The sequence below is a fragment of the Photorhabdus aegyptia genome (assembly GCF_000612035.1).
GTDB lineage: Bacteria > Pseudomonadota > Gammaproteobacteria > Enterobacterales > Enterobacteriaceae > Photorhabdus > Photorhabdus akhurstii.
On record NZ_JFGV01000009.1, the window covers coordinates 42,595 to 55,981 of the forward strand.

Annotated in this window: 16 protein-coding genes; 7 read left to right on the forward strand and 9 right to left on the reverse strand. The window is 41.9% G+C overall.

Translation table 11 applies throughout. The features are described 5' to 3' along the window. Positions 1-35: 35 nt before the first annotated feature. The 6 genes from BA1DRAFT_RS04030 to BA1DRAFT_RS04055 form a co-directional block, all read right to left on the reverse strand. On the reverse strand, positions 36-803 hold the full coding sequence (locus tag BA1DRAFT_RS04030; RefSeq protein ID WP_036776263.1) for a hypothetical protein: 768 nt from the start codon (positions 801-803) through the stop codon (positions 36-38). Positions 804-953: 150 nt separating this feature from the next. After that, entirely contained in the window at positions 954-1,478 is a 525-nt protein-coding gene (locus tag BA1DRAFT_RS04035) for a FlhC family transcriptional regulator (protein WP_036776265.1), read from the reverse strand. Between the two features lie 2 nt (positions 1,479-1,480). Next, on the reverse strand, positions 1,481-2,008 hold the full coding sequence (locus BA1DRAFT_RS04040) for a hypothetical protein (protein ID WP_036776267.1): 528 nt from the start codon (positions 2,006-2,008) through the stop codon (positions 1,481-1,483). Next, positions 2,001-2,561 (reverse strand): transglycosylase SLT domain-containing protein, encoded by a 561-nt coding sequence (locus BA1DRAFT_RS04045; protein WP_036776270.1) that lies wholly within the window; start codon positions 2,559-2,561, stop codon positions 2,001-2,003. Before BA1DRAFT_RS04045 ends, BA1DRAFT_RS04040 begins: the two co-directional genes overlap by 8 nt. A gap of 167 nt (positions 2,562-2,728) precedes the next feature. Then, positions 2,729-3,130: a hypothetical protein gene (locus BA1DRAFT_RS04050; protein ID WP_036776272.1), complete on the reverse strand. Its 402-nt coding sequence runs from the start codon at positions 3,128-3,130 to the stop codon at positions 2,729-2,731. 14 nt (positions 3,131-3,144) lie between these two features. Next, a complete protein-coding gene (locus tag BA1DRAFT_RS04055; RefSeq protein ID WP_036776274.1) occupies positions 3,145-3,726 on the reverse strand; it encodes a ParM/StbA family protein in 582 nt (193 codons plus the stop codon). A gap of 869 nt (positions 3,727-4,595) precedes the next feature. On the opposite strand from BA1DRAFT_RS04055, the gene mobI reads away from it, so the two are divergent. The 4 genes from mobI (at position 4,596) to BA1DRAFT_RS04070 (ending at position 7,043) form a co-directional block, all read left to right on the forward strand. Beyond that, positions 4,596-5,030, forward strand: a complete 435-nt coding sequence (mobI, locus tag BA1DRAFT_RS04065) for a conjugative transfer protein MobI(A/C) (protein WP_152544270.1) — start codon at positions 4,596-4,598, stop codon at positions 5,028-5,030. Between the two features lie 1,175 nt (positions 5,031-6,205). Further along, positions 6,206-6,373 carry a hypothetical protein gene (locus BA1DRAFT_RS23435; protein ID WP_160169982.1) on the forward strand — a complete coding sequence of 56 codons (168 nt, stop codon included), beginning with the start codon at positions 6,206-6,208 and terminating at the stop codon, positions 6,371-6,373. Positions 6,374-6,438: 65 nt separating this feature from the next. Continuing rightward, positions 6,439-6,600: a hypothetical protein gene (locus BA1DRAFT_RS23440; RefSeq protein ID WP_160169983.1), complete on the forward strand. Its 162-nt coding sequence runs from the start codon at positions 6,439-6,441 to the stop codon at positions 6,598-6,600. 119 nt (positions 6,601-6,719) lie between these two features. Beyond that, positions 6,720-7,043: a hypothetical protein gene (locus BA1DRAFT_RS04070; protein ID WP_036776281.1), complete on the forward strand. Its 324-nt coding sequence runs from the start codon at positions 6,720-6,722 to the stop codon at positions 7,041-7,043. Between the two features lie 146 nt (positions 7,044-7,189). Here BA1DRAFT_RS04070 and BA1DRAFT_RS24575 read toward each other — a convergent pair whose 3' ends face one another. Continuing rightward, positions 7,190-7,297, reverse strand: a complete 108-nt coding sequence (locus tag BA1DRAFT_RS24575) for a group II intron maturase-specific domain-containing protein (protein WP_072164755.1) — start codon at positions 7,295-7,297, stop codon at positions 7,190-7,192. Between the two features lie 294 nt (positions 7,298-7,591). Between BA1DRAFT_RS24575 and BA1DRAFT_RS04075 the strand changes: the two genes are divergently transcribed. The 3 genes from BA1DRAFT_RS04075 (at position 7,592) to BA1DRAFT_RS23445 (ending at position 10,879) form a co-directional block, all read left to right on the forward strand. Continuing rightward, complete coding sequence (locus BA1DRAFT_RS04075; RefSeq protein ID WP_036776284.1) at positions 7,592-8,797, forward strand: AAA family ATPase; 1,206 nt, start codon at positions 7,592-7,594, stop codon at positions 8,795-8,797. A 58-nt stretch (positions 8,798-8,855) separates the two neighbouring features. After that, positions 8,856-9,818 (forward strand): ParB family protein, encoded by a 963-nt coding sequence (locus BA1DRAFT_RS04080; RefSeq protein ID WP_036776417.1) that lies wholly within the window; start codon positions 8,856-8,858, stop codon positions 9,816-9,818. Between the two features lie 899 nt (positions 9,819-10,717). Further along, entirely contained in the window at positions 10,718-10,879 is a 162-nt protein-coding gene (locus tag BA1DRAFT_RS23445; protein WP_160169984.1) for a hypothetical protein, read from the forward strand. Between the two features lie 175 nt (positions 10,880-11,054). Here the strand turns inward: BA1DRAFT_RS23445 and BA1DRAFT_RS04090 are convergent, their stop codons facing one another. Together BA1DRAFT_RS04090 and BA1DRAFT_RS22940 are read right to left on the reverse strand one after the other, a co-directional pair. Next, positions 11,055-11,243, reverse strand: a complete 189-nt coding sequence (locus BA1DRAFT_RS04090; protein ID WP_036776290.1) for a hypothetical protein — start codon at positions 11,241-11,243, stop codon at positions 11,055-11,057. A 1,051-nt stretch (positions 11,244-12,294) separates the two neighbouring features. Beyond that, entirely contained in the window at positions 12,295-12,765 is a 471-nt protein-coding gene (locus BA1DRAFT_RS22940) for a hypothetical protein (RefSeq protein ID WP_152544271.1), read from the reverse strand. Positions 12,766-13,387 lie beyond the last annotated feature (622 nt).

Sequence of the window (13,387 nt, forward strand, 5' to 3'; positions counted from 1 at the left end):
ACTGATCGGCATTAGCCATTCGAGCGTTTTTTTACCTACGGTCTGTTGAAGTAATAGGTTTCACCATTATGGAAAACCATCGGTGGATGCTCATGTGAACCCGGAAGGAAAACGGCACGACTTGGGCCAAGCTCTACGCTCATTTGTTTTACAAACGGTACGTTATCAGCCTGACTTGAGTATTTGAAGAAGCAGTTACTCAGCAGGAAAAAACTGGCTTTACCATCTACTACTATCGGAGGCGAAGGCAATGTTGGAATCACGTCTTCATATGAAACCCATTCACCGTTCTGAGCAGGGCGTTTAATTAGTGTTGAACCAACACTCTTATTATCGCCACAGACCGGTCCAGGTATGTACCCATGCATAGACTTTAGCGTTTTCCTCACAATCGGTTCAATTTGCTGATAGTTTCCCGTAGCCATCATATTATTCCATGACCCAACGCGTGCCATGCCATCCACCACAGGAGCAGGAGTATGAGCCGTCAGCACGGAGAGAACTGGAATAAATGCTGTGTGAGTAGCAAAACCCGCTGCGATATCTGCGGTTACACCACCGTAGTTACCCGTCCCTTTCTGGCTCGGACGTACCGGTACCTTGAGAGGAACAATCTTGCCCTTATCGGTCATCCCGTTATAAACAACGTAATTATCCCCTGCGTCAGTGATTTGGCGCAGATCCATTGCCCGTGCAAACTGAAGTGCCTTTGAAGGATTACTATCCACCGGCATTGTTGGAGGAACGTTAGCACAGCCAGCCAGAGCCATAGATACCAAGGTGATGCTCAGAAGTTTTTTCATCAGTTATACCTTATCGTAGTTCATGCTCATAAACATTCTTAGTCATCATACTAACCCTCCCCATTTAGGGGACGAAGTGTCTCGGCTAAAAAAGTCACTGAAAAAAACTATAAAAAGCGTGGATTTTGTTTCCCAGCTAATTGCTTTCTGTCACTCTTTATTCATCTCAGCTTCATTACAAAACGGACACTGATGCTTTTTATATGTCCTTTCGCAACTGTAGAGCGAAATGAAATACATCCCACATTTGTTGCATTTAACCATTCTGATTTCTTCTGAACGAAAGTCTCTCGCCAATATCCACGCTTCGTTCGGATCCAGCATCATTGCCCGCGCTTGAGCGGGACGGAACTTAATATTCAGTTCGCGGTAAATTTCAAAACTATCAACAACATCCAGGATGTTATCAGTGTTCGCTGGGTCTTTTGCTCTGCGCAGATAAATACTCATAAAATTTGTGGCTTCGACTTTTTTAGCCATAGAACTCAAAAAGGTTTCTGACTGCTTCAAACGGCCAATGGAAACTTCCTTCGAACCGAATTCCTTTTTCAGGTAGTCAATAAGACGGTCACTGGTATTCAATGAATGGATAATCACCTTCTTCCTAAAACCCAACTTAACCATACGTTGAGTCATTGCATAGACATCTTCATCTTTCACTAACGCTGCTTTCATCTTCAGTTGCTCCAATCTTCATAACGTAATTGCAGGTATGCCGCTAATTCCATGTGAGGCTTATCGTTTCCAAAGATTGAGCTCCAATCGCCTTCAGCAAGTTCAGGCAGCGGGCGAACCGGTTTGAAGTACAACTCGCCTCTAATGATCGCGTCGATGGTCTGCATATCATCTAAGCGTTCAATAAAGGACACGGCTTCTTCAGAACACATCCAATAGAAGGACTGGGCTCGGGTACCGTTGTGAATGTTCAAACGTACACTGAGTACTAACAGTGCCAGACGCAAAATGAATGAATCATGTCGGACGAAATTATCTATTTCACGATTCTTACACTCCGGATCATGACCAATGACAAAGACAGGTAAGTCATATTCTGAGACAGCCTTAATCAGACGAATTTGATTTTGCTTATCCTTCAAAAATTCCCGGTCCTCAGCCGACATTGAGAACGGGCTGTTGTAGTAAGACTGCATGCGTGTTTCGATCGATATTGCACAATTCATAAACGAAATATTTTCATTAACCATTTTCAATCAGCCTTTTCCAAATCCGTAGCACATTTTCCCCGTAGTTGCGTGCTTTATCACGCAAGGCTGGATTTGGTGTGTGATAACTACCAATGGCAAGTACGATGTCATTTGGCATAGAATCGATCGCATTGCACAATACTTTAGCTCCTACGCGGATGTTGATATCTACATCCAAAAGATCTTCTGGCTTATTGACGTAGTGACCGTTCCAACGGTAGTTGATCTGAGAGATACCGATATCGGTTACTGGAGACGCGGCAAGATAGCGAGCAAGAGCTCGTTTAGCGTCCGCATAATTTATTGGATAGTAAGAACCGTAAACAGGATTGTTTAAGGCCCACGGACTGGGTGCTATATACCCTTTTTCACCTGTGCTCTGACGACTATCATAAAGTGCAACTGCGTACAGAAGATATGGATCAAGCCCACATTCAGCTTTAGCGTATTTTTCCCACGAAGTTTTGCGCAGATCAATAATACCAGCGCTGGCCTGCTGACTCAGACTGATACACAGAACTGCCACCATACCGGTTTTAACGAGATTCTGCATTTTAACCCCCAATGCAGGGCCATTAACCTATCCGAAGGCGTTTCCTCGGTGGTTTATTTTAGGCATCTGCATTCTTTTCCGTCATTTTAACAGCTTCGGTATTCCCCTCTAATGGTGAGCTACCATCAGATACCAAAGTATCATTTTTGCTTCCTGCCTCGCTCTTCTCAGTCAGTCCCACACTGATTTGAAGACTCAATACTTCCTTTCGATACTACTTTATTAACAGGTTGGGCTTGAATATTACTTTCTACTACATCTGCCTCATCCTTTTGACGAAGCATTTCATTTAACTCCTCCGAATCTTCATTTGTTGATAGTTTTTGTAGTTGGGTGTTGGTTGCTGCTGAATTCCCCGGATCGGCGGTTTTATGGGTTTTCCCCTTAGAACGCTTCAGTTTGCATGTCGCTCTTTTAGGTTGTGGGGTAGCAATACGACTACTTCCCCCAAAGTAGGCTCTGTTTGCTAATGCAACCAGGGCACTACTTCTTTGCCCACTTGGGAATGATTCAAGGTACTCAACCAGCTCTGGAAACAGCAATCTATTGATTGTTGCTCTGACCTGCATGGAGCCCCCTTGATTTATTTGTCGCCGTAAAACATGCCGTTCACACCATAGCTCCAAAAGCCAATCTGATTACTGGCTACCGCTACCGGGTCCGGATTGGATACAATTTTCGCGTGTGGAAAGAATTCGTGTATCACGTTTTCGTAAAAAGCTGTACCTCCACTAGTAGCCGCAATTACATGGATTGCTCCCAGTGAACGGATATTTTTACGGTTTTTTTTCACAACATCGCCCACAATCTGTGGAACTGCTCGTTTCAAAAGAGGAACCAATTCATCTTCTGTGATTAGATTATCACGGTTGGTGGTACCGTTGATGACACCGACACCCCGAGGAAGGACCATGACTTTTTTTACTATAACTGCCAGTTTGGGATTGATGGCGAACGTGCCTGTCAGACGTGCCGTTAACTTACTACTCTCACTTTCATTCTGTGCCAGACGTACCGGAAGCCCCGTTACCAGCAAATCAATCTCAGTCCCCACTTTTTTTGATATCTTTGCCAGTGCCCTAAAGTACAATGCCAAATACATTTCTGTCTTTACGTTGCTATAGCCGATGTTTACTGCACATACAATCAGCTTACTATCGCTCATTAGTTAACCTTTCATTAACAAATAATCATTATGATGCTCACCATTTTGATTTCCACCACTCGCCCCCACAGCGAGAAATTAGGCAGAAATGCTAGATGAACATCTCCCCCCAAAATAGTTTAATTTTGTTTATATTCAGCAACATAATATTCATTTCATCTTGCATTTCCATTTTTTTTGACCGCAAAATGACGCGAAATGAGGCTTGTTTTAAGACCAGATCTGTGCATTTAAAACGTACAAATCTAGCAATAAACAATGTGCAAAAAAGGACTTTATGCATGTACTTATTTAGCAACATTTCATGTATAAATATATCCATAATCCATGTACAAGAACTCCATCGTAAGATCTCGTTTCTATTAGTTTTATAATCTTTGTTGTACCATCAATTCTGCACCTAACGAAATTTATTTTAGTTATTATTTACTCAAAAAATATCGTTTAGAGATCAATCAGGAATGGGTTTTTAGAGACATCTAGATAGCCAAATGAAAGTTTATTTAAATTAATATTTGATTAAAAACAATTAAAAATTTTATTGAAACTACACTCTTATTTCGTGATCTTAGTCACCTTTCTACACGGCAAACTCCTACCAGCTCAACTATGAGTCTGAAATTTAAAATTGGTTTACCTAATTCAGTCGGTATTCTGCCTCTCTCCAGAAAACATGTTTTTTATAGAAATGCCAATTTAGATCACTTTTGGTAATAATAGTATTCTGCCTAATGCTACAAAGCGGGTTGTACGACTGCATGATACCGAAAAAATACAATCCTTCTTTTATGCAGAAGATAACTAAACTGGCGTAATAATAGTAATACTGTTTTTTTGAAGAATTCCATCATCTGAAATATGGGGGGGTTATGATGGACATTGAGGGTTATATCAAAGCGTTGGAAAAAGCGCGAAATGCACTGGATCAGGCCGCTGATAAAATTCTAGATGAGGCAACTAAATTGCGTTCCGAATACTGGTCGAGTGCTACCAGTGAAGATGAAAAAGCCCGGTACTCATTCAATGTGGTCAAACAAGAATCAACGATCAGGATCCGCTGGGCACGAATGACGCCTTTTCGAAAAGCTGGCGGTGATATCTACCGTGTTGTTCCGAAGTACCTGACAATCAACAAGGGGGAAACATACCCGGTATCCAAATTCAAAGATGCGGGTCCGAGAGAACTCAGTTTGATAGTGATGTACGAAGCACAATTAACTACCCTTCGTGCAGAGCTCAAAAAGAACCGTTCAATTCGCCAGTTAATTTCACGTCGAATTACAGAGAACAAAAAGCTGTTGTAATAGGGAAAACTGATGAATCAAGTATGTAATCTATTTGCCAGATAGGAAGTAGGTACAAAAACTAAGGCACTGTTATGGAGGGTAAAAGCTTTGCGTGAAATTCTGGCCGGATCTGCATTATCGATGGAGTAGATAATGTCGAACAAAAAAATCACTAATATCTTGGTGCTAAATGAACTGGTTTCATCACTGGAGCAAGTGAAGACATAAGTTAAGGGAGTGCCGAAAAATTCGGTTATCTACGTCCCTCAAGCCGATCGATGGGATCAAGATTTGCTTACGAAACTCGTGACCACATCCGGTTAGGTGTCTGTTTGGTCAATTAACATCAGCGCCTCAATCAAAGAGTTGGTAAATAAAATGCACTGATAGCAACACAAATAACTAACCGGGCACCGTCCCGGTTCAAGTCATTACCTTTCAAAAAACTCTCCACAGTTAGTGAGACTTCGGGCAACCAGCAGCGTTTAAAGCGGTGATCGGTCTTCGGAATGAATCGGGAATTTCAGCGGTGGTTTTTTCCAGGGATGTGTATACGCAGAGAAACAAAGAATACTCAGGTTTGAATTTTGCAATAGTTCAGCGTGAAACAGTAAATAAAGCGAACAATAGGGTTTAAGTGTGATTTTTGTTTTTAATCGGAGCGATATCGGTATGGATGGTTAAGTATGAGTGATTGACGCATTCGGTATTGGCAAATGAAGTAGAATCTTGCACGTGGTCAGTGACCCGGAAAAGAGTATTTTCCTCCGAGGATATTTAGGGCTTTGTTACTATAGCGCTGTTGTCGATGTAAAAAACTCAAGCAACAAACGATACGACAGTGTATCAGCAACAATGACACGGGCTTGTAAACAAGCGTAGGATTTAATGTCAGTTGAAGCAGGTAGGTTATGATAGACATGGCGAAGATGAGCGGGGTGAGATCCTGGTGCCACATGTCTAGGTTTGGCTGTGAATTCAGCTCAGGTTCGGTTGAGGTTTTGGTTTTTCCCATTCAGCAGGGGCTTAGCCCCTAACCAAAGAGAATTGAAAAAGAGTGTGGAGAGTCTGATACAAATATTGGCTAGACATAGCACTATCTCTGGGACTGCCCCACACTACTCCAAGTTTTAATTGAAAACCATGAGTATTCCCCATCAATTTGTTGATATGACTTGTGAAAGGTTGTTTGAATGAATAGCTGGCAAGCAACAGTGGCCGAATGTGTTCAGGATTCAGGTATCAGGGAGCGCGGTAAGCGGACTACATACCCATTTTGGGAATACCAAACGGATACACACAGTCGGAATAATCGGTATACCAACAATTCAAAAATTTCGTCACCCGTCTTGATTGGGTGAATATGTCTGTGTGTCATTATGCCGTATTACTTTATTCACTAATACTATCGGAAGAGGAAAAGAGCATGACTCAAGATAATATGCAACTGATGGGTTACAAGATTACTGTGCCGAGTTTGCGCTTCTGGTTTATTGTCTCTCTGGTTTTCCTGGCGGTTTGTACCATGAATGCGATCAGCATTGAGACATTGACTAGCTTATTTCATCATTTTTTTGGTGTTCGGTAGCTGAATGGTGGGAAATATTGATTCTCAGTTCGTTTTTATCCAGCTGTATTGTGGTTATCTAGCAATTATGAGATTTTTTTACCGGGATTGTCCGGTTTATTTTCACTCTGTGGGGTAATATGTTCTCTTTGGTTAAAGTGGCTACCGTAGATGGTATGCAGGAAACGTTGTGTCTGGCCTCTTTCTCTCGTTTGGTGTCGGGTGCACCAGAGCGATTTTTGGTAACTCGATCCATAGATGATCTTCACCATGTCGTCACCCATGAGGAAACAGGGTGGATGGTTTGCCCGATAGATTTGCTCTCCACCACGCTGGAGGGAGTTGAAAAATCAGGCAGCGACGCTTTGAATGATTTTATTGGTCGTTATGGTGAGATTCGTCTTGCTGAGCTGATATCTAGCACCAAAAAGGATCTGACCGAGAATAAGTATCCAAAAATCTAATTTTTCAGAGACTAGTAACACGCTATCACGTTAAAAGGATGATTTCTTTTTCTATAAAAAACGTCTCAGAGATGCTCTGAGGCGTTTCCATTACCAGAGGAGAAATGAATTTTAAGCGCTTTTTGTTCCACTGCGCCTAAAATCCCTTAAAAGGCACTGTAGTAATTCACCCATCCACGTATCACCACATTGAACATGTGCGTCAGATCATCCAACGTCCTGTCACTGAGCAAATGCTGATTCCGGCGCTGCACTTTCTAGCGGATCATGATTATTTGGGACAACGGCCTATATCCACTAAAGTCTGATAGTACCGGTATCCCTCTCGACATTCACCGGTTAAAGAGTTTTTTGACTAAGTTTGTCAAAAAATCTATCTGCGGTGAAAATACGAGCTGTGTAACATATTTTTTAATTTGTACATATTTTTATGTAAAAATCACAAAAACACTGTACAGTACACAAAAACACTGTACAGTACATAAAAGTAATGAAAAATCACAAAAAAATGTACAATTAACTTGTACATTTCGTGGGAAAATGCACATATGAAAAAGAGCTATGGTGGAATTTTAGATACCGCGAAGCGAGCGGAGATAATGCTGCATGGTCTTAGCAAGCAGATCGAGCAACAGCGAATAGAGCTTAATCAAACAGAGTATTATCAAACATTCACTAAAGGTACAGTTGCGAAAATGCCTATGCTGAATCGCCGTTACGTGGATCAGGCTGTTGCTGAAATGGAAGAGAAAGGTTATAAGTTTGGCAGACGTCAGGCTGGTTCCATATATCAGTATGCATTAACACTTCAAAATGTGATCGATATTTATAAACACCGCAATGTTCCGGCCTACAGGAATAAATGGGGTGAAGCCTTTACTATCTTTGTGGTTAGTCTTAAAGGTGGGGTTTCGAAGACTGTATCTACAGTTACGCTTGCGCACGGTTTACGAACTCTTCCTTCTTTAATTTATAATGATTTGCGTATTCTTGTCATTGATATGGACCCGCAGGCCTCCGGCACCATGTTCCTGAGCCATCACAATAGTATTGGCTCGGTACTGGAAACTTCCGCACAGGCAATGCTTAACAATGTAAGCCGTGAACAGTTGCTTGAACAGTTTGTTCGCCCGACCGTGATACCTGGAGTGGATGTTATACCGGCATCTATTGATGATGCATTTGTCGCGAGTGAATGGAACCAACTGGTTCAACAATACTTGCCCGGCATGACTCCGTCAGAAGTGTTGCGTAAAACTATTATTGATCGCCTGTCTAAAGACTACGATTTTATTCTCATTGATACTGGACCGCATCTTGACGCGTTTATGCTCAATGCTATTGCGGCCAGTGACATTTTACTGACTCCGACACCGCCAGCACAAGTAGACTTCCACTCTACAATGAAATACCTAACCCGCCTACCGGAAATGGTAGAGTGTATTGAGAATGAAGGGGTTGAATTACGCTTACGTGGCAATATCGGCTTTATGTCAAAAATGGGTACCAAATACGATCACCAGACGTCTCAGAGCTATGCTCGTGAGGTCTTCACTGCTTCAATGCTTGATGCGTCACTTCCCCGACTGGATGGATTTGAGCGCTGCGGTGAATCATTTGATACGGTGATCAGTGCTAACCCTGCATTGTATCCGGGAAGCGCGGATGCACTAAGAAATGCTAAAAATCAAGCCGATATGTTTGTTAGAGCCGTATTTGACAGAATTGAGTACATAAGGAGCAACCGTGAGTAAATCTATTGAGGAAAAAGGAGTAACCGCGAGTAAACCTATTGAGGAAATAGGCCGCAAAATGGGGAATTCTCCCCTGAACAGCATGCTGAATGCTCAAGAAGTTGAAAGTCGTACATTTACGTTGGCCTCCGGGAAAAAGGTAGTTTTTACTCGTCAGCATATTTATGCCAATGAACTAAAAGAGAAGACTTTTGCTGATCCGACCATTAACGGCCGTGACCAGAGCACGCTGACTGAGGAGTCCTTGCAAGACATTCTCAGAACGATACATCTGCAACAGTTTTTCCCGGCGATTGGCCGGAAAGTTGAAGAAAAAATTGAGATTCTGGATGGTTCTCGCCGTCGTGCTGCTTGTCTCGTTAAGGGGATCGGTTTAGATGTGCTGGTAGCCTCTGAAAATATTAATGTGCAGGATGCTCGCCAGCTGGCCGCTGATCTCCAGACTGCCAAAGAGCATAACCTACGTGAGCTGGGAATGCGCTTCAAGTTTATGGAGGATAATGGTATGACGCGGCGCGAAATCGCCAAAGCTGAAGGTGTTTCTGCTGCGAAAGTTACACGAGCGTTCCAAGCTGCTTCTGTCCCGACTGAAATGATAGCCTTCTTCCCAATTGTCTCAGAACTGACACTGACAGATTATAAATTTTTGCTAGATATGGCTGAAGAGATTACAAAACGTCAGCTGTCACTGGATGATATTCTGGCCGAGGTGCAAACTGAAATGGAGAAGGCTGAGGTTAAGGAAGAAGCTCCGGATGCTGTAAAAAATGCGATCATGAATCACTTCCGCGATGTGAAGTTGGCCCGTAGAGCCCCACGTCCTGTAAGTCCCGAAGTGGTTACCCTTCTGAGCGAGTTTGAAGATAAGCGTATTTATGCACGACGCAAAGAAAACCCGAAAAACAGAACTCTTGTTTATGAGTTTTCTCGTCTTGATAAAGACCTACAATTTCGTATAGACAAAGTGGTACAGGAAATTTTTGAGTCTTATAACAAAGACAAATCACTTTCCTCCGAATAGAACTGATCCAATCCCTATTATCATATATAGGCTGGCATGACCGGCCTGGATTTTTTGAATTTTCCTCATACTTCCCGTTTTTTAAGTTACGTAATACTCATCCATGCCATTGCCATTATTCATCAGTTGCGAGTCATTGGTAGAACGTAGCAGAAAAACGGTAGGAAAACTGAGTGAGGGTCAGGTATCGTCCGACAAGGGGGAATGGTTGAGTAGCATATTCATACTCTAAGACCGTTGTAGTAATGAAGAAAAATCACTTTCGTCCTCAACAAACGAGGGAGGTTTTTTGGTTATTTTCAGAAGACGACTGTACATTCTGTCAGAATTCGGCTGCACTTAATTACTAGGGTTATATGACAAATCGTCGAGCCGTAGTTCTGATAGACAATGGTCTGCCCGCTCTTTGGTGGATGGTCAACACCTATGATTTTGATTCGGCAATCTGTGGTCCATGCCTAAACCTCACCTTGTGCATACGAGTATCAAGTATATCGAGATTGGTACAGATGGCTCCTGAAATTCCTTTATCAGAGGCTGCCTGCATATCGGGTGTTATGCCCTGTCAAATGGTGCAAAATGACATAAGTAGTTAAAGGGTCTCCAGGGTTTCCGTTGATACCGAATAAATGATAGGCCCGTCTGGAGATCGGATATTTTCAGTGTAGTTACGGTAAAATAAACCAGCATTGCCCGACAGGTCGAGTTTATCCGGCACGCCTGCTCCTTTTGCTCATCTGTCAGATATCTGAGCGGTACGTTTACGTACATATAAATTATTAAATGTCTCCAAGGTCTCATTAGCAGTGGTGAGGAAAAGTACTATTCATTAGCTGATTCGAGAGTGTGATTTATTTTAGTTGTATTAGTTTTTTACCGGCTGGGGGCATCGTATTATTATGGTTGTCAAGACACACCATCGTCCTCATCTGAAAAACATCCATGAACGTTACGATTATTGGGGTATCAAGAAATATAGTGGGCATAAGAATCTGAAAGAATGTTTTCATCCAATTAATCAGTGCATCCTTTTGCTTACCCTCGCTAAGCGCAGTGAATAATAAACCAAGCGAACTAAAATTTTCTAATATGGCTGCGACCATGTAAATCATAATAACTATTAAATATATACATCATCATCTAACGTAACGCCTTTCTGCACACAGGATGGAACAGAGATCATGAACGTGTGAGATGTTTATCTACGGATGAAGTTCGTATTTTCTGCTATGTTCATTAAGGATTGCCATTGTACGTCTCAAACCACTGTATCAACACTGTCACCATAGTGTTGTTTCTCAGGTCATCTAGCCAGAGGGTAATAACTTTCAGTTTGTTTTTATCACCATCAATGTTGGACAGAATAAAAGCGCTATGGGTTTCATCATCGTCAGGCATCGGTTGCTGTACTAATAAAGAAATCATGGAACACCACGGGTTGCTTGTACGAAGTTTTCATGCTGGATCAGCAGAATGTTAGTTACAGGTTTCATCCATCAATAAGAGCTTTTCTAAATCTACTTTTTACCCGTCATTCTCCTGTTCAACTCCGGATTTCTGGCTGATGATCTTCTCTTCCTCAAAGACCAAAGCAATATCGCAGATATGGTTTTGTATGTGGAGTAGCGTTGCATCGAGAGAAAGAAAAAATGTACCAGGCGTTGTCTGCAACCTTATAACAAAGGTTATATGAATAATCAGGGTCGATCATAAAAGTCTTCTCATCTTTCTTATCCACCAGTAGATGAGGTAATACGAACTTAACTTCTTTTGCCATCACGTGGCGTTAGCGATCGGAAGCAGCTTCAAATCGAACACCCAGCATATATTGCAAAGTAAAGGGGTGATAGAACCCTGTTTTACACACGGGTATTTGGTTTAAAAAGTGGTTTTGGTAATCCACCAAAGCCTCTGTCATCCCGTCAGTGTTTTCAAAAATCACTGACCAGCGGGAGTCTTCTCGCAAGAAGCTATCAAAGCTTTATCACGAGAATATTCAGTGTCATAAAGACTGTTCAAAATTTTTCTGTGCGTCTAACTGACGCTTCTAACCTCTACCACGCTCATCAGAGCGGCAATCAGTAACTATTTTATTACGCATATACATCTTATTCATACTGTATATGAATAAGATGTCTTAGTGAAAAGTTGAGCAGATTCGTGCGGCCCAACTGTGATTTGGTTAAGCTATTTTTCTATAAAGAGATACAAGTATGTCCGTAGGTACCTAGCTTGCTCATATAGAAACCAGCAGGTTGCAAATTTTCAGCTTTTATCTGGAACTTGCTGATCAGGCGGTTACCTATCTAACGCGCAGCATTCGCCATATCGTTTAGACGAAAGCAGTCGTTTGACAGGTTCAAGAGTACGTGATCAGCAAAATCGCAGTCAGGAGCATCACTCTCAAGCTGTCGGTCTACAGACCACGATATACACAGTATTCCGACAATACTATATTTTCTAACTGTGCTGGATTTTATGAACACTCGTAGAGCATCTCAGCAACTGAAAAACCAACATTCTGAGATTCAAACCACTGCCAGATTTGATGAGTGTCAGTACCAATCGGAAAATGTAAAAAAGGCTCAGAAATGGCAATGTAATCATCATCCTGTGTAATTTCATCAACAGGAATAGTTCCCAGTCTCTTCCATAACTCTTTCAGTTGTAAGAGTGAATATTTATTCACCGGTTTCTTCGGCAGGGTAGCAAATAAATCACTATAGTTCGATTTTTTTAAGCTAAGCGGCGCTACATCAAAATGAAAAACTGGTTCACTCCCTAGGATATTTGACATTTCATTCACAAATTCGTAAGGGGAGAACATGGTTATTTCTGTAACTGGTGGATAAGGTTTGTTTGGATTAAATACCAAGAAAGCCTTATCGTTGACGTAGGCAATCTCGCGGCCATCAGACAGAAGAACGTATGTTGCGATTGAGGACATAGTATAACCCTGCATGTGTTTATTTTGATTCGTTTCATACTGGGTTTAGTAGAACATATGTTGCACCGGTGACGAATACACAGACATAAAAATCTATTGTTACCCTTATGCAGGTGACGGTTAGTTTCTTTTCACGGATACCCTACACCTGATCCTTAAAAAAGATTAAGAAACTCATCATGATGCTTCTAAGAAAATTTGCTATCAAGCGAGGTAATAACAATAGTGCCTTGTTTTTCGCGCTTTATCACAAGTTGAAAAGATCATACTCTCGTTTTTAAGAACGTTATTTTCGGTACCAAAATACGGCTTGTCTTCAAAATCTCCGTCATGGGTATCGTGATAGATGGTTATCTGGTCGGGATTACCGTTTTGTTTTATCCATTACTCCAGTGATGTGCCCATCTCATCCACGCTCACCAGTATTTCCAGCCCTAATGCGGGTATATGGAGCCTTTGGATGCCGCTCGCGTCGTGCAGATATGTAAGCAAATGAATTGCCGGAGTATCATGGTAAGACCTATGTTCAGAAAGCTAAAAATTACTTTCTCACTTGCTCGGGAGTAATGCTGAGCTCTTCCCAAGTTCAGCGCTCCTGACTTGGTATCCCTTTTGGTTTATC